The sequence below is a fragment of the Variovorax sp. 01N429 genome, from assembly GCF_056399425.1.
On sequence record NZ_JBFTRG010000010.1, the window covers coordinates 1 to 18,739 of the forward strand.

General features: G+C 62.9%; 20 protein-coding genes and 3 pseudogenes. 13 read left to right on the plus strand and 10 right to left on the minus strand.

All coding sequences use genetic code 11. The annotated features are described in order from the left end of the window. Positions 1-139 (plus strand): annotated as a pseudogene (locus tag AC1DSF_RS18135) (IS30 family transposase); the annotation flags it as partial. A gap of 1,478 nt (positions 140-1,617) precedes the next feature. Here the strand turns inward: AC1DSF_RS18135 and AC1DSF_RS18140 are convergent. Continuing rightward, positions 1,618-2,307, minus strand: a complete 690-nt coding sequence (locus AC1DSF_RS18140; protein WP_478124002.1) for a hypothetical protein — start codon at positions 2,305-2,307, stop codon at positions 1,618-1,620. A 349-nt stretch (positions 2,308-2,656) separates the two neighbouring features. Here AC1DSF_RS18140 and AC1DSF_RS18145 point away from each other — a divergent pair, with 349 nt between their 5' ends. The 4 genes from AC1DSF_RS18145 to tnpC all read left to right on the plus strand — a co-directional run bounded on the left by AC1DSF_RS18145 (position 2,657) and on the right by tnpC (position 6,023). Continuing rightward, on the plus strand, positions 2,657-3,265 hold the full coding sequence (locus AC1DSF_RS18145) for a hypothetical protein (RefSeq protein WP_478124003.1): 609 nt from the start codon (positions 2,657-2,659) through the stop codon (positions 3,263-3,265). A gap of 363 nt (positions 3,266-3,628) precedes the next feature. After that, entirely contained in the window at positions 3,629-4,015 is a 387-nt protein-coding gene (gene tnpA, locus AC1DSF_RS18150; protein ID WP_478124004.1) for an IS66-like element accessory protein TnpA, read from the plus strand. Next, the gene (gene tnpB, locus AC1DSF_RS18155; protein ID WP_478124005.1) at positions 4,012-4,350 is read left to right on the plus strand and encodes an IS66 family insertion sequence element accessory protein TnpB; all 339 of its coding nucleotides are present in this window, start codon (positions 4,012-4,014) and stop codon (positions 4,348-4,350) included. The genes tnpA and tnpB overlap by 4 nt, the downstream gene beginning before the upstream one ends. A gap of 74 nt (positions 4,351-4,424) precedes the next feature. Continuing rightward, complete coding sequence (gene tnpC, locus AC1DSF_RS18160; RefSeq protein WP_478124006.1) at positions 4,425-6,023, plus strand: IS66 family transposase; 1,599 nt, start codon at positions 4,425-4,427, stop codon at positions 6,021-6,023. A gap of 137 nt (positions 6,024-6,160) precedes the next feature. Here the strand turns inward: tnpC and AC1DSF_RS18165 are convergent, their stop codons facing one another. From AC1DSF_RS18165 to AC1DSF_RS18175, 3 genes are all read right to left on the minus strand, one after another. After that, complete coding sequence (locus tag AC1DSF_RS18165) at positions 6,161-8,071, minus strand: IPT/TIG domain-containing protein (RefSeq protein ID WP_478183197.1); 1,911 nt, start codon at positions 8,069-8,071, stop codon at positions 6,161-6,163. A 37-nt stretch (positions 8,072-8,108) separates the two neighbouring features. Continuing rightward, entirely contained in the window at positions 8,109-8,498 is a 390-nt protein-coding gene (locus AC1DSF_RS18170) for a hypothetical protein (protein ID WP_478183198.1), read from the minus strand. Between the two features lie 127 nt (positions 8,499-8,625). Beyond that, the gene (locus AC1DSF_RS18175) at positions 8,626-8,853 is read right to left on the minus strand and encodes a toxin-antitoxin system YwqK family antitoxin (protein ID WP_478124009.1); all 228 of its coding nucleotides are present in this window, start codon (positions 8,851-8,853) and stop codon (positions 8,626-8,628) included. 136 nt (positions 8,854-8,989) lie between these two features. Here AC1DSF_RS18175 and AC1DSF_RS18180 point away from each other — a divergent pair, with 136 nt between their 5' ends. The 5 genes from AC1DSF_RS18180 to AC1DSF_RS18200 all read left to right on the plus strand — a co-directional run bounded on the left by AC1DSF_RS18180 (position 8,990) and on the right by AC1DSF_RS18200 (position 12,332). Then, on the plus strand, positions 8,990-9,343 hold the full coding sequence (locus tag AC1DSF_RS18180) for a YciI family protein (protein ID WP_478124010.1): 354 nt from the start codon (positions 8,990-8,992) through the stop codon (positions 9,341-9,343). Between the two features lie 174 nt (positions 9,344-9,517). Further along, positions 9,518-9,946: a YciI family protein gene (locus AC1DSF_RS18185; RefSeq protein ID WP_478124011.1), complete on the plus strand. Its 429-nt coding sequence runs from the start codon at positions 9,518-9,520 to the stop codon at positions 9,944-9,946. 23 nt (positions 9,947-9,969) lie between these two features. After that, positions 9,970-11,235 carry an RNA polymerase sigma factor gene (locus AC1DSF_RS18190; RefSeq protein WP_478124012.1) on the plus strand — a complete coding sequence of 422 codons (1,266 nt, stop codon included), beginning with the start codon at positions 9,970-9,972 and terminating at the stop codon, positions 11,233-11,235. Between the two features lie 114 nt (positions 11,236-11,349). Beyond that, entirely contained in the window at positions 11,350-11,889 is a 540-nt protein-coding gene (locus tag AC1DSF_RS18195; RefSeq protein WP_478124013.1) for an SRPBCC family protein, read from the plus strand. A 35-nt stretch (positions 11,890-11,924) separates the two neighbouring features. Then, on the plus strand, positions 11,925-12,332 hold the full coding sequence (locus tag AC1DSF_RS18200) for a VOC family protein (protein WP_478124014.1): 408 nt from the start codon (positions 11,925-11,927) through the stop codon (positions 12,330-12,332). An 86-nt stretch (positions 12,333-12,418) separates the two neighbouring features. Here AC1DSF_RS18200 and AC1DSF_RS18205 read toward each other — a convergent pair whose 3' ends face one another. The 4 genes from AC1DSF_RS18205 to AC1DSF_RS18220 all read right to left on the minus strand — a co-directional run bounded on the left by AC1DSF_RS18205 (position 12,419) and on the right by AC1DSF_RS18220 (position 15,154). Next, positions 12,419-12,655 carry a hypothetical protein gene (locus AC1DSF_RS18205; protein ID WP_478124015.1) on the minus strand — a complete coding sequence of 79 codons (237 nt, stop codon included), beginning with the start codon at positions 12,653-12,655 and terminating at the stop codon, positions 12,419-12,421. Between the two features lie 102 nt (positions 12,656-12,757). Continuing rightward, entirely contained in the window at positions 12,758-13,081 is a 324-nt protein-coding gene (locus AC1DSF_RS18210; RefSeq protein WP_478124016.1) for a hypothetical protein, read from the minus strand. Between the two features lie 268 nt (positions 13,082-13,349). Continuing rightward, positions 13,350-13,847, minus strand: coding sequence for an N-acetyltransferase family protein (locus AC1DSF_RS18215; protein WP_478124017.1), 498 nt, complete (start codon positions 13,845-13,847; stop codon positions 13,350-13,352). 593 nt (positions 13,848-14,440) lie between these two features. After that, complete coding sequence (locus AC1DSF_RS18220; RefSeq protein WP_478183278.1) at positions 14,441-15,154, minus strand: hypothetical protein; 714 nt, start codon at positions 15,152-15,154, stop codon at positions 14,441-14,443. A 38-nt stretch (positions 15,155-15,192) separates the two neighbouring features. On the opposite strand from AC1DSF_RS18220, the pseudogene AC1DSF_RS18225 reads away from it, so the two are divergent. Next, positions 15,193-16,158: pseudogene (locus tag AC1DSF_RS18225) on the plus strand (autotransporter domain-containing protein); the annotation flags it as partial. Positions 16,159-16,285: 127 nt separating this feature from the next. Here the strand turns inward: AC1DSF_RS18225 and AC1DSF_RS18230 are convergent. After that, positions 16,286-16,989 (minus strand): annotated as a pseudogene (locus AC1DSF_RS18230) (dienelactone hydrolase family protein). A 189-nt stretch (positions 16,990-17,178) separates the two neighbouring features. Here AC1DSF_RS18230 and AC1DSF_RS18235 point away from each other — a divergent pair. Next, on the plus strand, positions 17,179-17,673 hold the full coding sequence (locus AC1DSF_RS18235) for a BON domain-containing protein (RefSeq protein WP_478124019.1): 495 nt from the start codon (positions 17,179-17,181) through the stop codon (positions 17,671-17,673). Between the two features lie 13 nt (positions 17,674-17,686). Next, positions 17,687-17,893, plus strand: coding sequence for a hypothetical protein (locus tag AC1DSF_RS18240; RefSeq protein WP_478124020.1), 207 nt, complete (start codon positions 17,687-17,689; stop codon positions 17,891-17,893). A gap of 62 nt (positions 17,894-17,955) precedes the next feature. Here the strand turns inward: AC1DSF_RS18240 and AC1DSF_RS18245 are convergent, their stop codons facing one another. Further along, a complete protein-coding gene (locus AC1DSF_RS18245; protein ID WP_478124021.1) occupies positions 17,956-18,717 on the minus strand; it encodes an IclR family transcriptional regulator domain-containing protein in 762 nt (253 codons plus the stop codon). Positions 18,718-18,739 lie beyond the last annotated feature (22 nt).

Consider the following 18,739-nt stretch of genomic DNA (forward strand, 5'->3'; position numbering starts at 1 on the left):
CAAGGGCATGGACATCTCAGGGTTCTCACAGCTTCAACTCAACGCGATCGCGAGACAATTGAACGAGAGGCCGCGCAAGACGCTCGGTTTCCATACACCGGCTGAGATGTTCAGCGAATGTGTTGCATCGACCGGTTGAATCCGCAGCCAGTAGCGGGTGTTCCCACCGGACGCGTCGACCGTGGGAGCGAAACGCGCCTCGGGAGCGCTCGCGCTTCGCGTTGGCGGCAATTCCGCGGTCTACATGCAGCAGGCCCGAACCAGTCGGCTCGGTGCGGAGCCGAGAAACGACGCAATGCGCGACACTGTTTTCACCGGCGCTTGGCCTCGGTGCTGGCTGCGCATAGTTCGCTCGTGAGCCAAAACTCGACGACCTCCTGACACCAGCGAAGCAACTTCGTTCCGGGAAGCTGCAACCTTAGTGGGAGTCGTTCTGGGTTATGCCGCACATCGCGTTTGACTGCCCGAACGGTACGCCCAAGGACGCGGGCCAACTCGTCAACTTCCAACAACGTCGACGGCGAAAGCGCCTCCTGCCGCTTAGAGCCGCGTTCAAAAATCTCGGTCATGTCAGTCACCAACCTGCTTGCCTGCCGGGCGCTGCCGCCGGTCCTAGCTCGCCAACGCCGCCGAGAGACGCGCCCAAGCCCCAGAACGATTGGTCAACGATGTCGGCCGAGCGATTCTCCCGCAACAACTTCGCTGCTTCTAGCAACTCGGATAGCCGCTGCGACCGCGAACGGGCCGAGCGAGTCGGCGCTTCCGCGGCAGCGCGAAACCAGCCAGTGTGATTTTCGATGCTGATGCAGAGGCACCCTGCGCGCGATTTGCTCGCAAGCAGCAACTCCATCCGTCCGAGCATGAGGCAGTCCCTCACCCAAGCACGTGCTTGGCGGCCAACCAGCGGCACCAAGACGCGTAACTCGGCCCCCTCGCTTCGAAGCGTCGGGATGACGATTGGCGTGCCGCTGGGAAGCAGCATCAGGTCCAGCGTACATGTCATGTCCGGCGAACTCAGAACTTGGACGTGTTCGTCAGAGATTGGAACGTGGAGCAGGTAGCTTACGAAATTGCCAACACGGGCGGCGGCCTTTGATGGAGGCAGGAGATGGGCGAGGTTGAGGCATTCAATGGCAGGGTTGGGGAAGCGCACGGTAGGTCCTTTTGGATGGGGACGAACGTATAGCAGTGCCATTTAAACGGGGCTTCCTGTTGTAGTTTAGAAGCCCATGCGAACCGGCGGACGTCAAGCTCGAGGCGGCTGCGGACGCAATGTCAATTGAAGTGCTCGTCCCGAAGCCGCCGTACCGCCAGCCTGCATTCTCGGGAACTTGGCAGTTGCGGAGATGGCGGAATTTCGTCGGGATTGCATTGCAAGTCTCGTCTGATGTCTCCAAGGCTTCGGTCATGGATTTCCGCCAGTTCGATTGGTTCGCGCGGCGGAGCCTCATCAAGAGCAGCGATGTGGCTCAGGTAGAAAAGCACTGGCTCCTGGCCAAGATCCTTTGCTGGGCTTCGGGTGGAGACGAATTGAATGCTGATGGCCAACGAGTTTGCGGTCATGAAATCGTCGGGATGAAAGGGGCGTCCCGCCCCTCTCATCCGCAAAGGCGCCCGCTAAAGAACGCAGGCCGGCAGGAACTCAGGAAACGGCGCCCAGTTCACAGCGAGCCGCCTGACGCCACAGCGCAGTTCATAACGCATGAAAAGCCACGGACGTTCACCGTAGCGCTCCGCAGTTCGCTTGGATTTCTCGACGTAGTCCTGGTTGCCGACATAAGGCGCTTTCTTCGCTGCTGCCATCGCAGCCTCAGACCGACGGAGCGTTTCTGCATGCGCAGAGAACTGTGTCACGACAAACTGTTGGCCCGCGACGATGGCGATTGGGACGTCACCAGTTCCCGTTGTTTGCAGGTTGTGCCTCGACAGGTTGAGGAGATGGGAGAGTTCCACCCATAGGGTCAAGGGGAGCGCCGGCGCGGCGACGTCTACGGACATGGAAAGGTACGCGTCCTGCGCGTCGAGTCCGACATCTGCGTGCACCACGATTTCGGGGCGTGCACTTCCAAGGGCGATGAGGTTGCTCTCCCAATCGCGCTGCAGGGAGATGAGCACAGCCCGCTTGTGCGCAGTCGATTCCGGCTCCGCAGACGGAATGCTACTGGCCGCAATGACGGATGCTGCTGCGGGAGGGGTCACCGCCTTGAGCCTGGTGCGGTATTGCTTTGTCGCGTCCGTGCGCATCTGGGCACATTGAACGGTCAGGAATGGGTGGTCAAACAGGGAGTGCGTGGTAAGCGAAGTCATAGAGATTTTGAGTGAGTTAACGGTGTCTTCAGCGTTTCAGCCGGACCGTCTGTTTAGGGCACGCTTTTAGGCATCCCCCCCTCTCGCTGCGCGTGCGGCTCGCTCTCACTTCCGGGCCGTTCTGCTCATCAAAGCTCGTTCAAGGCAGTTGCACAAATGAGCGGTGACGGGCGGCGCCGGAGGGGGCGCCGAACTATTCCAAGCTTCATCGGAACATCTCGTATAGGACCAAGCGGCGGTGGACCACGCGCACCTATAGGGTGCTGCGGAGCCAGCGATAAACAGGTGGTTCCTATAGGACGGTGTGGCCTAAGGCCGCCGCCTCATCAACCGTCTATGGAACCCAGGAATGCCGCGTCATACCACCCCCGTTACCCACATGTCCGTCTCTGAAGCTACAGCCCACAATCCAGAACTTCCGCACATCCTCAAGGCGATGAGCGTTAGCGCCGCCCGGGTGAACCAGCAGGCTGCTTCTGTAACTGTTCCGCGTGATTGCCTCGAAGCACTCGCCGGCACGACGAAGGCGGCCATCGTTGTCACCCTGCCGGGCGACGCCGTTTTGGACGTATCCCAGATGCTCGAGGGTCCGCTCCAAGTCTTCAACCACCAGTCCACAGACCTTCTGACAGCAAGGACGATTCTGTCCATCGGCCATGAGGGCAACGAGCTGTGGCTGGACAGCTGCCACCTGCCCGACGCTTTGGACTACGACGACAAAAGCTTTGTCGTCGTGGTCACCCGCGGTGATTCGCTCTGGCGCAAGTGCTTCGCGCCCGCGGATTTCGATGAACTCGTCTGTGACTTGAGAAGCCATGAGGCCAGCTCGGGTCTGAATTACAGGCCGTACCGAATCTGGACGGACGAGCAGTTGGAAGAGGCCGCCATGCTTGCGATGCAAGAGCCGACTGAGCCGACACCCTTGATGCCACTGGCACTGTGCTTTGGGTTGGAGTAGCTTGCACGGGCCCGACGCGCGGGAAAGGGTCGCCGGGCCGTGATGCTGACATTGGCTGCGCGGTGCTACCGCCGGACCAGCTGCCGCCCTCCACAAGAATCTAGTGGTGATGCCCGACCGCTGGCGACATCAGACACCATCTGGTATTGAATTCCATCCAGAAGTGACCCAGTGCGCCCGGCGATTGGAGTGAACCCCTCCAGCTGAACCGCCGAGAGTCGGAAGTAAGCCGCTTGCTGGATCAGCTGGTTTTGGAACTCGTCTGGGGATTCAGGCGGTCTCCGGTAAGCGGCCAGTCGCCCCACCTTGAGATCTGAAGCCAAGCCGGAGACCATGCTGTCCATCTAAGTTAGCTGGACACCTATGGACGTCAATCGGAAGCAACGCCGCCGTCACAGCGCGGCGTTCAAGGCGCAGGTTCTGGCGGCATGCGCGGAGCCTGGCGCCTCGGTCGCTGCGGTCGCGCTGTCGTTCGGGCTGAACGACAACCTCGTGCATCAATGGCGTCGCGGCCGTGGGGCGAGCCCAGTGCGAGCGGCAGCATCGAAGACGGTTGCCGAGCCTGCGCCGGAGTTTGTTGCGCTGTCGTTGCCGGTGCCACCGGCAGCACCAGCGCCATCACGCACGGCGGATGCGCCCCCCGAGACGATTCGGCTCGAGCTCAAGCGCGGTGCTCTGGGCGTCAGCGTTATATGGCCGGTCTCGGCGGCGGCCGAGTGCGCGGCCTGGCTGCGCGAGCTGTTGCGATGATTCGCATCGACGCCCTGTGGCTGTGCACCCAGCCACTGGACATGCGTGCCGGCGCCGAGCGCCTGATGGCTCATGTCGTGCATGCTCTCGGCAGTGCTCGTGCGCACCACGGCTACTTATTCGCCAACGTGCGGGCCACCCGTATCAAGCTTCTCGTGCACGATGGCTTCGGCGTGTGGTGTGCCGCCCGAAGACTTAACGCCGGCCGCTTCGTGTGGCCGAGCGAGAGCAGCGCCTCAGTGCCGCTGTCGTTGACCCAGGCGCAGTTCGATGCGCTGGTGGTGGGACTGCCTTGGGAGCGCCTGCCAGAGATGAGTGTGATCACGCGGCTATAGGCTCGCAGCAGCGAGCGCGTTGACAGCGCAACTCCCAATGACGCGAAGCAGCCGGGCTTGCATGATGGGAACCCATGCAGGACCTGCGCAACCTCAAGGATGAAGACCTCGAAGGTCTGACCCCTGAGGAAGTCACGGCGCTTGCCCAGAAGATGCTGCAGCACATCCAGCGCCAGGCGCAGGACATCCGCCTGAAAGACGCCAAGCTCGAGAAGCTCACGTTCGAACTGGCACGTCATAAGGCTTGGAAGTTCGGTGCGAAGTCCGAGGCGATGAGCGCCGAGCAGCGCCGGCTGTTCGAGGAGACACTGGCCGAGGACGAAGCCGCTCTGCAGGCACTACTGGAGCAGGCGAAGGGCACGCAGGCAGAAGACGACGCCTCCTCGTCCAAGCGCAGGCCACGACGCCAGCCTCTGCCCGACCATCTGCGTCGCGTGCAGCACAACCATGAACCCGCAGACACCGCCTGCCCGAGCCCGGGCTGCGGCAAGCCGATGGTGCGCGTGGGCGAGGACATCAGCGAGAAGCTGGACATCGTGCCGGCGGAGTTCTTCGTTCATCGCCACGTCTATGGCAAGTGGGCGTGCCGCTGCTGTCAGCGCCTGGTGCAAGAAGCCGTCGAGCCGCAACTCATCGACGGCGGCATGCCCGCGGCGGGCCTGGTGGCGCACACACTGATCAGCCGCTTCGTGGATCACCTGCCGTACTACCGTCAGGAGGCCATCAACGCGCGCTCGGGCGTGCACACGCCGCGCTCGACGTTGGCGGCCTGGTCTGGCCGTGGTGGAGCGGCATTGGAGCCGCTGTACGACGCGCACAAACGCTTCGTGCTCTCGGCTCGGGTGCTGCATGCCGACGACACGCCGGTGGCCCTGCTCGACCCGGGTCGGGGCAAGACCAAGAAGGCCTACGTCTGGGCCTACGCGCGCGGAGCCTTCGATCCGGTGCCGGGAGTGATCTACGACTTCTGCGAGGGGCGAGGCGCGCAGTTCCCCATCGCGTTCCTCGGCACGGCGCAAGGCGCTCAGGACGAGCGAAGTTGGCGCGGCACGCTGGTGCGCGATGAATATAGGGCCTACGACAGCGTGATGAGCGCCGAGGCCGGTCGCACGGCCGCGGGGTGCCTTGCTCACGCGAGACGCAAGTTCGATGAGTTGCTGCTCGTCTCGGGCAAGAGCGCCGTCGCGCAGGAGGCACTGCGTCGCATCGCAGAGATCTATCGGCTGGAGCGCAAGCTGTCGGTGCTGACGAGCGAGGAACGACTGGCGAGCAGGCGCAGCGATGCGAAGACGTTATGGACGGACCTGCATGAATGGCTGCGGGTGGAGCGAAGCCGCGTGCCCGACGGAAGCGCCACGGCCAAGGCCCTGAACTACAGCCTCAACCACTGGGAAGCGCTGACGCGCAACCTGCTCGACGGGGACGTGAACGTTGACAACAACAGCCTCGAGAACCTGATCCGCCCATGGGCGGTCGGCCGGCGTGCGTGGCTCTTCGCGGGCAGCGCGCTCGCCGGCCAGCGTGCCGCGATCGTGATGAGCCTGGTCCAGTCGGCCAAGCTCCAAGGGCACGACCCGTGGGCTTACCTCAACGATGTCCTGACCAGGCTGCCCACACAGCTGAACAGTCGCATCGACGAACTGCTTCCTCACAACTGGCAATCCTCGCGCTGAGGTTCAACTCGCAGCGGCTATCCACGGCCGGCGGGGTGGGAGAACGGGACGCTTACCCTTAGCGAGTTGACTCGCGCCGGTGGTGTCCCTCTGGCACTCCGGCGACGGGTCCCGTCCCCGCGAAGGTGGCGCCGGCGTCAATGCTGCTTCTTGTAAGTGAACCCGCTGCGAAGCGTGGCACTCTGTCCGTCTGCATTGGTTACCACGACATCCACGTCACCGGCCGCGTGCGCCGGGACAGCTGCACTCACCCTCGTGCTACTAGAGACGACGACATTGGTTGCGGCGACCCCCCCAAAGACAACGGATGCGCCGGTCGCGAATCCGGTTCCCTGCAGTGTCACCGTCGTTCCCGCTGATCCATTGCCAGGAGCGACATTCTTGAGGCTCGGCGACGCGCTTTTTATCCCGTAGACAGCCACCTGGCTTGACCAAGTCGCCAGATACACCTTCCCATTGGCGACGAGCGGGGGCACGAACTTCGCAAGGTTCCCGAAGCCGTCGCTAGCTGCGTTCATGGTCGTATTCCATAACTCGTTGGCTACATTTCCAGCGTCAAAGGCATGCAGCACACCGGGAACAGGAGGATTGTTTTCTGCATCACCGCCTCCGGCGGTCGTCGCCCAGATCACGCCGCTGCCCGGCGTGTCGCCATTCGCGGACAGTGCGAGGATGCCCCCGGGGAAAATCTGGTTGGTGGCGCTGCCCTGCGCGCTGGGATTCGCCGCGAACATGCGTCCATCAAAAGGGTACGCCTTGAGTCGGTCGTTCACGCCCCAGTTATAGAGAAGCGGACCACCGTTTGCCGCCGAGCGTTGCCAGTACACGGGCCCACCCCGGAACTCGGAAGCGGAGATGCGTTCCTTCTGGACAACCTGGCTGTCCGTTGCGTTGTATTTGCCAAGATTGTTTGTGTCGAGGGCGTACAGGTCGCCTGTCTTGCCGCCCCCCACAAGAAGGCCCGTTCCAGGGATCAGCAGCGGACCGGAACTGGTGAAATCCAGATCCTGCTCGTCCAGTACGCCCCAATTGCCTGGGGTAAACCAGTCAACCAGCCTCAAGGCGCTTGTCGGATCGAGTTTCAGCACGCTTTCGCTGAAGTTATTGACGCCGTCATAACCGTTTCCGTAGCCGTTGCCCACAAAGGCATAAACGAAGCCAGCGCTGTCGACCACCGGTGGCCGCCCCGATTGCCAGACTCCGCCGCCCCTGTTGCCGGTCGTGACGGTCGCAAAGACTCCGCTCTGAGTCAGCGTCGTCTTGTCGTAAGCCATCATCCATCCGACATAGCCGCCGGCATATTCCTCTTCGACTGCGCCGAAACCGAAAACGACCTGGTTGCCGGAAAGCGCCAGCGAGACCCGCTGTGTCTGATAACGCCCATCGAACGTCGATCCACCATAGGTCGCGCTGATCTTCACGCCGGAACCCGGTCGCGTCGCGCCGCTCGTGATGTCGACAGCGTGGAGTCGGTACACCATCGTGTTGCCCTCCAGGGTGCACGCAATCAGGTACATCGTGTTGGTAGGCCGATCGATGACGGGCGTGCTCAAGATGCCCAGATTGCCGGTGATGTTGCGGTTCCCAGCAAACGCGAAGTTGGCGATCGGCACTGGCGTCGCGCCGACGGCATTCGCAAAATTGATTGTCCAAAGCGGTGCACCGGCGACGTCCGCGTCGAACGCGTAAAGCGTGTCGCTCATGGTCGCCACGTACAAGACGTTGTGCACCCCTCGATTGGAAATGGTGATGCCCGGCACATATAGCGGTTGTGCGAAGACGACATCGTCAACTGGCAACTTGAACAACATGCCGAACTTACTTGAATTGACGTTCGACGTATTGAGCACGGTCTCCGAGAGAGTCGCACCCGTCACGCCCGGGTCGTATCCACGCTGGAGGACCGGAACTTGCGCGCTTGATGGCTCGACGAATAGGAACGCCAGCGGGATTGCGATCCACGCCAGTGCCCGACGGGCACACAAAGGCAGGTCTGTCCAAGGCGGCGAAGGATTCAGCAGCGAATTGCTGGGCAAGTGTGCGGTCACAGCATGTCCCCTTGTATTGATGAGAATCCGTAGTCGGCTACGCGACTAGGAAGCGCACCAGCGCGGCCAACAAACCGACGGCAGCGAACGCTCCGACAGTTGTCGCCACCAGGCCCGCTGATCCAACGTCCGTTGGATTCCGTCCCGAAGCGACGTGGGAGGCAGATTTGGCGGAAGCCAGTTCGACAGCGGGTTCGACGGGGGTGCTAAACGGGCTGTAGATGGCGCCTGCGGAATCGTTGGCGCCCCACTGGTCGATTTGATCGACAGATGGTCGCAACGGGCTTGTCTCGACCGGCCGAACACGGACATTGCCGGCTTCGGCTTCGGCTTCGACTGCGAACAGAGGCGCGCCGTGCGTCGAAAGCAGTGCCGCAAGGCCCAGGCCTGCTTGAGCAAAGAGGATTCGAGCTTTCTTCATGGTCACGCAGTGCCCCTCTGCTGGCGGAACCCGCCTCGCTCAGCGGCCTAAAGTTTTACGCCTCGCGCGAAGGCATCTCAATATCACCAACGGCCTACGCCAAAGTCAAACCAAAGGTCGCGCCTTCGGCCCGTCACTTGACCTTTGGCTTCATCGTGGTGACCTTGTACACCGCACCGTGCTTGTCGTAGGTCGTCCAGATTCCGACTTGCACCCCAAGCTCGAAGTGCCCCGAGCGCATGCGAACGCCGTCCTTGCGGAACCATTCCCAATAGCCGTTCAGCAACCCATCGAGCATCTGACCGCGCGCACGGACCGCACCGTCCTTGAAGTATTCGATTCGCTCTTCCGGTACTGGCACTTGGTCTCCTATGTCCGCTGTTGGCCCGGGTTCCGACTTTAGTTCCCGAGGAGCAGTCGAACGGCTGCTGTAGCATCCTCGCACCTACGCGGCTCTCCAACAGCCGTCCCGAGACCCATCAGAACCCACAAACGCCATGCCGTACATGTTGCTCATTGTCGAACCGGTCGGCCAGCGGGAAGAGCGTGGACTTGAAAGCGGTCGCGCGGTCTACCAACGCATGCTCGACTTCAACGAAACACTGCGGGCCGACGGCGTGCTGATGACGACCAGTTCCCTGGGGACAGCGGCCACGCGCCTGCACAAGCCTCAGGCGGCGCGCCCCGCTCAGGTGATCGACGGCCCGTTCGCCGAGGCCAAGGAAATGATCGGCGGCTTTTTCCTGCTGAACTGCCAGACGCGGGAGCAGGCGTTGGCCTGGGCTGAGCGGTGCCCTGCGGCTGAGTGGGCGACAGTCGAAGTGCGCGAGACGGGTCCCTGCTACACCTGAGACCTCCCCACGGCCGCGCACCCTTGGCTGCCGAGGTCTTTTTTTCAGGCAATCGCAATCTCGTTGTCGATTTCAGGCCGTGCCGTTCGTCGTATTCGTATGAGGCCGCCAGAATCTGCAAGTCACACCACCCGCGGCCTCTGCAATGGAACCACCCAACCTGGAGATTCAATCATGCGAGTCATGGTCATGGTCAAGGCGACCAAGGATTCCGAAGCCGGCGTCATGCCGAGCGCCCAATTGCTGGCGGACATGGGCCGCTATAACGAAGAGCTGGTCAAGGCCGGCGTTCTTCTCGCTGGCGAGGGGCTGCGCCCGAGTTCAGCCGGCGCTCGCGTCCGGTTCGCCGGCTCGTCGCGCGAGGTGATGGACGGGCCCTTCACCGAAACCAAAGAGCTGGTGGCCGGCTACTGGCTCTGGCAGGTGCGCTCGATGGACGAGGCCATCGAATGGGTCAGGCGCTGCCCCAACCCCATGCCGGGCGAATCCGAGATCGAAATTCGGCCGGTCTTCGAAGCCGCGGATTTCGGCGAGGCATTTACGCCGGAGCTGCGCGAGCAGGAAGAGCGCTGGCGCGCTGACGCGGGCAAGTCGGCGACCTGAGTCCGGCTACCGCACTATCGGACATGGCGAATGACCTGCACCGCGCCATCGATGCGGTCTGGCGTATCGAGTCGGCCAAGATCGTCGCCGGCGTTGCGCGCGTGGTGCGCGATGTCGCGCTGGCCGAGGAACTGGCCCAGGACGCGCTGGTGGCTGCGCTGGAGCATTGGCCGCGATCGGGCCTGCCCGACAACCCGGGCGCCTGGCTGATGGCAACCGCCAAGAACCGGGCGCTCGACCGGCTGCGCCAGGACGCCTTGCATTTGCGCAAGCAGCAGGAACTGGGCGCCGACGCTGACGCGCGCGGCGACCACCTCGTCCCCGATTTCAGCGATGCGCTCGATGCCGCCACGGACATCGACGACGATCTGCTGCGCCTGATCTTCGTTTCGTGTCACCCCGTGCTGAACCAGGAGGCGCAGGTCGCATTGACGCTCAAGCTCCTGGCCGGCCTGACCACCGCCGAAATCGCCCGTGCCTTCCTGCAGTCAGAGCCGACTATCGCCCAGCGCATCGTGCGCGCCAAACGCACCCTGTCCGTCGCGAAAGTGCCTTTCGAGGTGCCACGCGGTGATGCGTTGAGCGAACGCCTGACGGCCGTCCTGGCTGTGATCTATCTCATCTTCAACGAAGGCTATGCGGCCAGCGCCGGCGACGACTGGATGCGCCCGACCTTGTGCGAAGAAGCCCTTCGCCTCGGCCGTGTGCTCGCGGGTCTGATGCCGCACAACAGCGAAGTGCTGGGCCTCGTCGCGCTGATGGAAATCCAGGCTTCGCGCTTGGGCGCCCGCGTGGACGGGTCGGGCCAGCCGGTGTTGTTGCTCGACCAGGATCGCAGCCGCTGGGACCGCCTGCTGATCAACCGCGGCCTGGCGGCATTGGCGGCGGCAACTAGTTTCGGTGCCGAACCCGGCTTCTATGCGCTGCAAGCGGCCATCGCCGCCTGCCATGCACGCGCGCCGACCGGGCAAGACACCGATTGGCCCCGTATCGTGGCGCTATACGACGCGCTGAGCCGTCTCAGGCCTTCGCCGGTAATCGAGCTCAACCGCGCCGTGGCCGTCGGCATGGCCTTCGGGCCGGCAGCGGCGCTGCCGCTGGTGGACGCACTGGCGGCGGAGCCCGCGCTCGCCCGCTACCACCTGCTGGGTGCCGTGCGCGGCGACCTGCTCGCCAAGCTAGGCCGGCTGGATGAAGCCCGGCTCGAGTTCGCCCGCGCCAGCGCGTTGGCCAGCAACCAGCGCGAACGGCAACTGCTTCTCGATCGGTCGCGCGCCACCGCGCACTGAGGCCGAAGATCGCGGCATCCGAAAAAGATCTGTCCTTTCTGTCGAAATCGGATCGGCTCAGTCGTCGTGAAGGTAGCGCCACAACGCTTTCAACCTCAACTTCCGGAGATAGCCATGCGATTGCCGATCCTCAAGACCACAGTGCTCGTCCTCCTCGCCGGCGCTGCAGTGCTGCTGGTGTACGCCGCCACAAGGCCCGACACGTTTCGGGTGGAGCGCAGCGTCAGTGTCAAGGCTTCCCCTGAGCGGGTCTTCGCGCTGATCAACGACATGCGCGCCTTCAACACCTGGAACCCCTACGTCAAGAAGGACCCGGCGATCAAGGGCGTCTACACCGGTCCGTCTGCTGGCAAGGGCGCCGGCTATGCCTGGCAGAGCAGCGAGGTCGGCGTCGGCAGCATGGAGGTCACCGAAGCCGCCGCGCCGTCACTGGTGGCGATGAAGCTCGATTTCGTCGAACCCTTCGAGGCGCACAACCAGGCCGAATTCACCGTGCGGCCGGCTGCCGGCGAGACCCACGTCACCTGGGCCATGTTCGGCCCCGTGCACTACACCTCGAAGGTCATGCACGTGCTGTTCGACATGGACAAGATGGTCGGCGGCGATTTCGAGCGCGGTCTGCACGACCTGAAGCGCCTGGCCGAGGCCGGCTGAGCGCGGCATCTTCACAACTGACTACTGGAGTCTTCATGCACAAGGAAATCTTCGTCAACCTCGCGGTCGCCGACCTGCCCCGTTCACGGGCCTTTTTCGAAAGCCTCGGCTTGTCGTTCAACCCGCAGTTCAGCAACGACAAAGGCGCTTGCCTGGTCCTCGGCGAAAACATCTACGGAATGCTGCTCGTGAAGGATTTCTTCAAGACCTTCACCGACAAGGCGATCGCCGACTCAGCGACCACCGCCGAGGCATTGATTTGCCTGTCGTGCGCGAGCCGCGCCGAGGTCGATGCATTGGTCGCCAAGGCGGTCAAGGCAGGCGGCAAGGCCCACCGCACGCCGCAAGACCACGGCTTCATGTACGGGCACGGATTCGAAGACCCGGACGGCCATATCTGGGAGCTGGCCTACATGGACATGAGCGCGGTGCCGGAGCAGTGACGTGCTGACCCGTGTGCCGACGCTATCGAATAGCCGCATCGGGAACGCTGCCGCATAACCGGAGATTGGCCGACTACTCTTTGCCATCACGGGAAGGTCAAGTCCAAACCGAGCATCCTGCTAAGGCCGAAGGTGAGGAGCGAGAGGCCCAGGAGCGATAGCACGAAGACTGCGGCGAGCTTGCCGCCCGCGCGTAGCACCGCACTCTGCTTCTCATTCCCCTTCTTCGCTCGCTCATAGTGCCACTTGATGGCGAAGAACATGCCCGTGCCGAACACGAGAACCTTGAACGTAACGAAGACTATAGGGACCCAATCCATCATTTAGAGTATTTCCAGGCTATTACTTCAGTCTATGCGGAACCGTGTGTGTCCGCTCCTGACCGACATGCGCTTCACGAAGGTCCCCTGACGTGATGTCCCGCGTCAGCCGCCGGTGCACGCAACCGGCATGGCGCGCCCCATGGCCCATGACGTGCGGCCCTGGTCGATGATCAGCGTTTGGCGTCCGTTGGAAAACGTGCTGCCCGACTGCCCGATCGCCGGAAGATCAACGGCTGCCGCCCCATCAACGGAAACCGAGGCGCGTTCTCCCATCAAGCGCACGGCCAAGCGTGTCCCGTCGCAGACGTAGCTGCTGACTGGATATGGATTGCCGACGCCTATTGAGGGACTCGGCGTCGGATGGTGGCATGCCGCCAGCGTCAAGACGGCAAACGCGCCGGCCATTGAAGAAAGGAAAGTTCGCATTCATCCCCACAATCTGCTCGCTTGGCCACGAGCTTTGAAATATCACAGTACGTCACAGTACGGCATCGAATAGGGCGTCGTCCAGTGAGCGTGCCCAAGCGGCAATGCTACGCCGCTCGGGAAAGCACCCTGGCGGGGATTGTGAGGCCCCACAGCAGGATCAGTCGATCCCCGCAGCGTCAGCGCGGCTGAGCTGGTGTTGCTGCTTCTCGCATGGATACCTCTCAGCTTCACCCAGTCTTCCCTGTGGGTCCAGTGCGTGCGCTCGCTAGGTTTGCCGCAGCAGTGCCATTGCGTAACTGTCGGCGTACTCGCCGTCGACTCGGAACGAGCGTCGCTGGAGGCCTTCGATACTGAAGCCGAGGCGTTCGTATAAAGCCTTGGCGTTCTCGTTGTCGATGCGAACCGTAAGCTCGATGCGCGTCAAACCCGTCGCCCACGCAGCCTCGATGGCCGACTTCATCAACTTCTCGCCAATTCCGAGATGTCGTGCCGACGGGATGAGCCCGATGCCGAGCGTGCCAATGTGTGATCTCGCTTGACCGTGAGTCGGCAACACGTCGCACCATCCAACCACGACGCCGTCCAGAAGGGCGACCATCTGGCACCATCCATTCGCAATGATGGACGAATAGAAGGCCCAACAATCTTGCTCCGGCGGCGCCTCTGTGAAGGCGAGAAATCGCTTTTCCCGTGCCACCGTGTCGAGGGCGCGTCGCAACCCCTCGAAGTGCTCCTTCGCAACCGATTCAATGGACAGTTTCATCTGTTGGCGCTGCGCATGGTCGACTCCGGGCGATTGTGACCGGGCTCGTGGGTATGGGCCCGGTATGGGCCCACACGAGTGACTCGAGGCTCATGCTTGCGCGGCACAAAGCCGACCCGACGTCCAGCACAGTTTTTTCGCATGAAGCTGCGCCGGCACGTCGCAGCCCCTCTGCTGTTCGAGTGCACTGACTCCAAAGCAATTGCGGCCCGCCCATGCTCGCCTGGAGCAGCTGGCGCGCATATCGCGCGCTCACGGGTTCGCGCTCGGCTTTGGCTCGGATGGGGACCAGGCCGCCTGCCTCCTCCTCCTCGAGCCTGAGCAGCAGACAGCGCGTGTGCGGTGTCTGAAGCAAAGCCTTGAGGGACCTTCAGTTCGGGCTTGAGCAAGCCATGCCCCGACATGAGCTCCAGATTCAAGATGTGAATTTCGTTACTAAAGAATTCATTTCTCAACCAGGAACCCTTGGCGCGGCTTATTGCGTGAATTTCTTCCTCCGAAATTGAGTACCTACGTCTTAACGTCAAAAGTATTCAAACCCCGCTGCTGCATGCCTTCAGCGAACCCTGGAAAAGAAATCATGAACCGCATTTTCAGAGCGTCTGAATCGACGACCGCCGTCGCGAGGCCGGCAGCAACGGGCGCATCCAAACCGAAGTCCGCGTGCAACCCGCCCGGCCGTGCTTGCGCGAAAGGTCTTCAGGCGTCCATTGCCCTGGCAGTCCTCGCCTTTGCAGGAGTCGCCTCAGCCGCGAACTGTGGCAACGACAAGGACGTAGGCAACGCAGAACATTGCAGCTCACCTGCACCAGCACCCGCACCTGCACCAGCACCCGCACCCGCACCCGCACCAGCGCCTGCACCTGCACCTGCACCCGCACCGGCACCCGCACCTGCGCCTGCACCTGCACCTGCACCCGCACCCGCACCTGCACCCGCACCCGCACCCGCACCCGCACCCGCACCTGCACCCGCACCCGCACCCGCACCCGCACCAGCACCCGCACCCGCACCGGCACCGGCACCTGCACCTGCACCTGTACCTGCACCTGCACCTGCACCGGCACCGGCACCGGCACCTGCACCTGCACCTGCACCGGCACCTGCACCTGCACCTGCACCTGCACCTGCACCGGCACCGGCACCTGCACCTGCACCTGCACCTGCACCGGCACCTGCACCTGCACCTGCACCTGCACCTGCACCTGCACCTGCGCCTGCATCCGCACCCGCACCGAAAGCAGCAGCACCGGCGGCAGCGGCAACAGCCGCGGCCGCCGCAGAAGAACCGACCAAGAACGCAGCACCCGCAGCCGCCGCCGAGGAAGCGACTCCAAAGTCGCAGGCGAACGTGGCAGCGACTGCCCCGCCGACACCTGCATCTCAGCAGGAGACGCTTCTGTTTGCTGCCCTTCCCGCGCAGGTGCGCCAGAGTGATCTCACGATGGTGGGCAACTTGCATCGCCGCGTCGGCGATAGCGGTCCCGCGCGTGGCGCCTGGGCTCGTGCCATTTACAGCGACCTGGACATCCGCCGGAACGGCAACGCTTCGCTAAGCAGTCAGGGCCAGTCGAGCGGCTTGCAAGCCGGCAGCGACTTCCTGACCGTGGACAACTGGCGTATCGGGGCCTACGTCGGCTCGCTCGACGGCAGCGCCGAAGTGAGCGGCAAGGCGGGTGGCGCCTTCGACAGAGTCGGCAGCGACGATGTGCGGTCGAACTTCCTCGGAGGCTATGCGACCTGGATGGGTGCGAACGGCTGGTATGCCGATACAGTGTTGCAAGCGGGTAGCCACCGCTACAGCGTGCGGCCCGATGCCAGCTTGTCGGCGTCAGGCAAGGCGCGGAGCTACTCGGCATCCCTCGAAGCGGGCAAGTCCTTTGCCATGACAGAAGCATGGAGCATCGAGCCCCAGGCACAGCTGATTTATCTCAGCAGTCGGTTCGACGAAGTGCGAATCGTCGGCGCGAGCGTCCAGCAAGACTCTGACGCAGGCTGGATCGGTCGCATCGGCGTACGCATCAAGGGCGACATCCCTACTGCGGCCGGCCGCCTGCAGCCTTATGCACGCGCCAACGTGTACCGGGCGAATGCGGGCACCGACATGGTGATGTTCGTCGGTCCCGTCAGCGCCATCCAGAGTTCGAGCTCAAGCGGCTACACCTCCACAGAAGTCGCGGGTGGTTTTACGTTGGTGCTGACGCCTATCACGATGGTGTACGGCGAGGTGGGGCGATTGTTCAGCAGCGGCGGCGATGCGCAGGTGAAGTCATCGTTGCAAGGTTCGTTGGGCGTGCGAGTGAGTTGGTGATGCGGATCTGCTCGTCATGCGCCTTTCCTACATCGTGGTCAACGAAGTCCGACTTTGGCGCCAGCGACTTGATCCGAGATTGGACTCAGAATCTGGCGTAGGTGCGTTCCTTCGGCCGTCAAAGCGATCAGGGATGAGCTTGGTTGGCACTGCGCCTGCAAGCTTCGAAATGGCTCAGGAACCAGTCGCGAGCCAGTGAGGAAACGGTCTCGAGCGCGCCGGGCTCTTCAAACAGGTGCGTGGCGCCGGGCACGATCTCCATGTGCTTCTCGCTGCGCAGCGATGCGAGTGCCTGCCGGTTCAGGTCGATCACGAACTTGTCGTTGCCGCCGACGATGAGCAGCGTCGGCGCGGTCACGCGCTCCAGCGCCGCCCCGGCCAGGTCTGGCCGGCCGCCGCGGGAAACGACGGCGCGCACCGCTTCGGGCCGCTGTGCGGCGGCCACCAGCGCGGCGCCGGCACCCGTGCTCGCACCGAAATAGCCGATATCGAGACGCGTCGGCCCCGAAGTTTGCAGCCACTCGGTAAGACCGGCAAGCCGCAGCGCGAGCAATCCGATGTCGAAGCGCAACTGACGTGTGCGCCCATCGACTCTTTCCTCGTCGGGCGTCAGCAGGTCGGCGAGCACCGTTGCCAACCGGCCGCGTTGAGCGCGCGGGCGACCCGGCGGTTGCGCGGGCTGAAGCGGCTGCTCCCGCTTCCATGCGCGAACAGCACGAGCCCGCCGGGCGCATCAGGCAGATTGAGGTCGGCATTGAGCATGGCAGCACCCACCGGAATTCGAAGCGCATGCTGCTCGACGGATTGCTCGACGTGCTCGACGGATCGCATGAGTGCCGTCTTATTTTTCTCCTCATCGCAGTGGTGTAGGGCGATGCTCACATCGGCGTAGGTGACGCAACTGCGTCCATTCCGCTGTCGATGTCCGACAGACCGGTATCGCGATCAGCGCAAAGTCAATTTCGACCACTCAACCAGCTAGTCAGCTGGTCATTGCAACCATCATTCGGGAGCACCAACATGCGCGATCTCGCTTCTTTTGCAACCGGTGTGGCTGTCGGCACCGTTGCCATGTACTTCCTCGACAAAGACAGCGGCCGGCGGCGCCGGGCGCTGGTGCACGACAAGTTTGTTGCGGCCGAAAACGACGTGGTCGATATGGCCGAATCCACCGGAAAACTGGTAGCGGACCATCTGAAAGGCATCGTCGCCACTCGTCGTTTCGACCGTGCTGGAGGCGATGAACCAAAGACAGACTCCCAGCTTCACGAACGCATCCGCGCGCGGCTGGGGCGACTTGTGAGCCATCCAAGGTCGATTCAGATTGAAGTCGATCAGGGCAACATTCGGCTGCGAGGTCATATCCTCACCGGGGAACTTGACGACCTGCTCTATGAGATCAAGCAGATGCGAGGGATAAAGACCGTGAGGAACGAACTCACGTGCCACGATACGGCACAGGGGATCTCCGAACTGCAAGGCGCGGCCGAACCCGTTGCGCACGCGCAGCACTGACAAAGGAGAAACCATGCAGAGCGAGAACTCAAACCCGCGGCACCACGTCCAGAACATGCGGCAGCGGCTCGACGAGCTGACAACTCACCTGCGAGCGGATATCGTCAAAGTGAGCGAGCCGCAACTGAAAGCGATGTTCGAGACTTCGGCCGAAGTGCTTCTGGGTCTCGGAAAGGCGTTCGAGGACTATGAGCGCAAGAACGAGCCCGCGTGGAAATAGATGCTGTCGGATGTCGTGTCGAGGAGACGCACTCACCAGTGGTGTGCCGTGGTCGGGCTTCTTCAATCGAACGCTATGGCCGCGCCGAGATGTCTTCTTGCCTCCTGGATCGCGGCAAGATGAGCCTCCTGAAACGCCTGCATCGTCATCCGCTCGGCCCGCACCGACAGGCTGACGGCCGCGAGCGCCTTGCCTGACCCGTTTTGAATGGGCACGGCGATCGAGCGGACGCCCATTTCCAGCTCTTCGTCGCATTCCGCCCAGCCTGTGGAGCGGCAGCGCGCCACGCAGTCTGCCGCCGATTCGATGTCCTGGACGGTTCGCGGAGTCCACGGCTCGAAAGATGCTTTGGCGAGATAGCCCATGGCATCCTCCTGCGGGAGCGTGGACAACAACGCTCGCCCAAGCGAAGAGCAGTAGATCGGTAGACGGGAGCCGATCGCCAAGCCGGTGGAAAGAGTGCGCCTTCCGGTGGACCTGGCGATGATCAGCACTTCGTTGTCGAGCAGTATTCCAAGCGAAGCCGACTGTCGCGTGCGTTCGGCGAGGGTATCCAGTATGGGTTGGGCCAGTTGCGGCGCAGGCCGCGACACCAGGTATGGCCTTGCAAGCAGCAGCGTACGGGGCGCCACCCAAAAACGCTTGCCGTCGCTATGCAGGTAGTCAAGCGCTTCGAGGGTCATGAGAAACCTGCGCGCCGTTGCCGGGGAATAGCCCGTCAGGCGGGCAACTTCCGCCAGGGTCAGCTTGGAGTGCTTGCGTTCAAAGCACAGCAAGACCTTCAGTCCCTTGTCGAGGGAAGCAACGAAGTCTCGAGAGTGCAATCGGTGCTCATCTGACATTTCC

What these genes read in the sequence shown, in the direction of transcription:
- AC1DSF_RS18140 (WP_478124002.1), bottom strand. Translation starts at nt 2,307, where the DNA reads ATGACTTCGCTTACCACGCACTCCCTGTTTGACCACCCATTCCTGACC.
- AC1DSF_RS18145 (WP_478124003.1), top strand. Translation starts at nt 2,657, where the DNA reads ATGCCGCGTCATACCACCCCCGTTACCCACATGTCCGTCTCTGAAGCT.
- tnpA (WP_478124004.1), top strand. Translation starts at nt 3,629, where the DNA reads ATGGACGTCAATCGGAAGCAACGCCGCCGTCACAGCGCGGCGTTCAAG.
- tnpB (WP_478124005.1), top strand. Translation starts at nt 4,012, where the DNA reads ATGATTCGCATCGACGCCCTGTGGCTGTGCACCCAGCCACTGGACATG.
- tnpC (WP_478124006.1), top strand. Translation starts at nt 4,425, where the DNA reads ATGCAGGACCTGCGCAACCTCAAGGATGAAGACCTCGAAGGTCTGACC.
- AC1DSF_RS18180 (WP_478124010.1), top strand. Translation starts at nt 8,990, where the DNA reads ATGCCGTACATGTTGCTCATTGTCGAACCGGTCGGCCAGCGGGAAGAG.
- AC1DSF_RS18185 (WP_478124011.1), top strand. Translation starts at nt 9,518, where the DNA reads ATGCGAGTCATGGTCATGGTCAAGGCGACCAAGGATTCCGAAGCCGGC.
- AC1DSF_RS18190 (WP_478124012.1), top strand. Translation starts at nt 9,970, where the DNA reads ATGGCGAATGACCTGCACCGCGCCATCGATGCGGTCTGGCGTATCGAG.
- AC1DSF_RS18195 (WP_478124013.1), top strand. Translation starts at nt 11,350, where the DNA reads ATGCGATTGCCGATCCTCAAGACCACAGTGCTCGTCCTCCTCGCCGGC.
- AC1DSF_RS18200 (WP_478124014.1), top strand. Translation starts at nt 11,925, where the DNA reads ATGCACAAGGAAATCTTCGTCAACCTCGCGGTCGCCGACCTGCCCCGT.
- AC1DSF_RS18205 (WP_478124015.1), bottom strand. Translation starts at nt 12,655, where the DNA reads ATGATGGATTGGGTCCCTATAGTCTTCGTTACGTTCAAGGTTCTCGTG.
- AC1DSF_RS18210 (WP_478124016.1), bottom strand. Translation starts at nt 13,081, where the DNA reads ATGCGAACTTTCCTTTCTTCAATGGCCGGCGCGTTTGCCGTCTTGACG.
- AC1DSF_RS18215 (WP_478124017.1), bottom strand. Translation starts at nt 13,847, where the DNA reads ATGAAACTGTCCATTGAATCGGTTGCGAAGGAGCACTTCGAGGGGTTG.
- AC1DSF_RS18235 (WP_478124019.1), top strand. Translation starts at nt 17,179, where the DNA reads ATGCGCGATCTCGCTTCTTTTGCAACCGGTGTGGCTGTCGGCACCGTT.
- AC1DSF_RS18240 (WP_478124020.1), top strand. Translation starts at nt 17,687, where the DNA reads ATGCAGAGCGAGAACTCAAACCCGCGGCACCACGTCCAGAACATGCGG.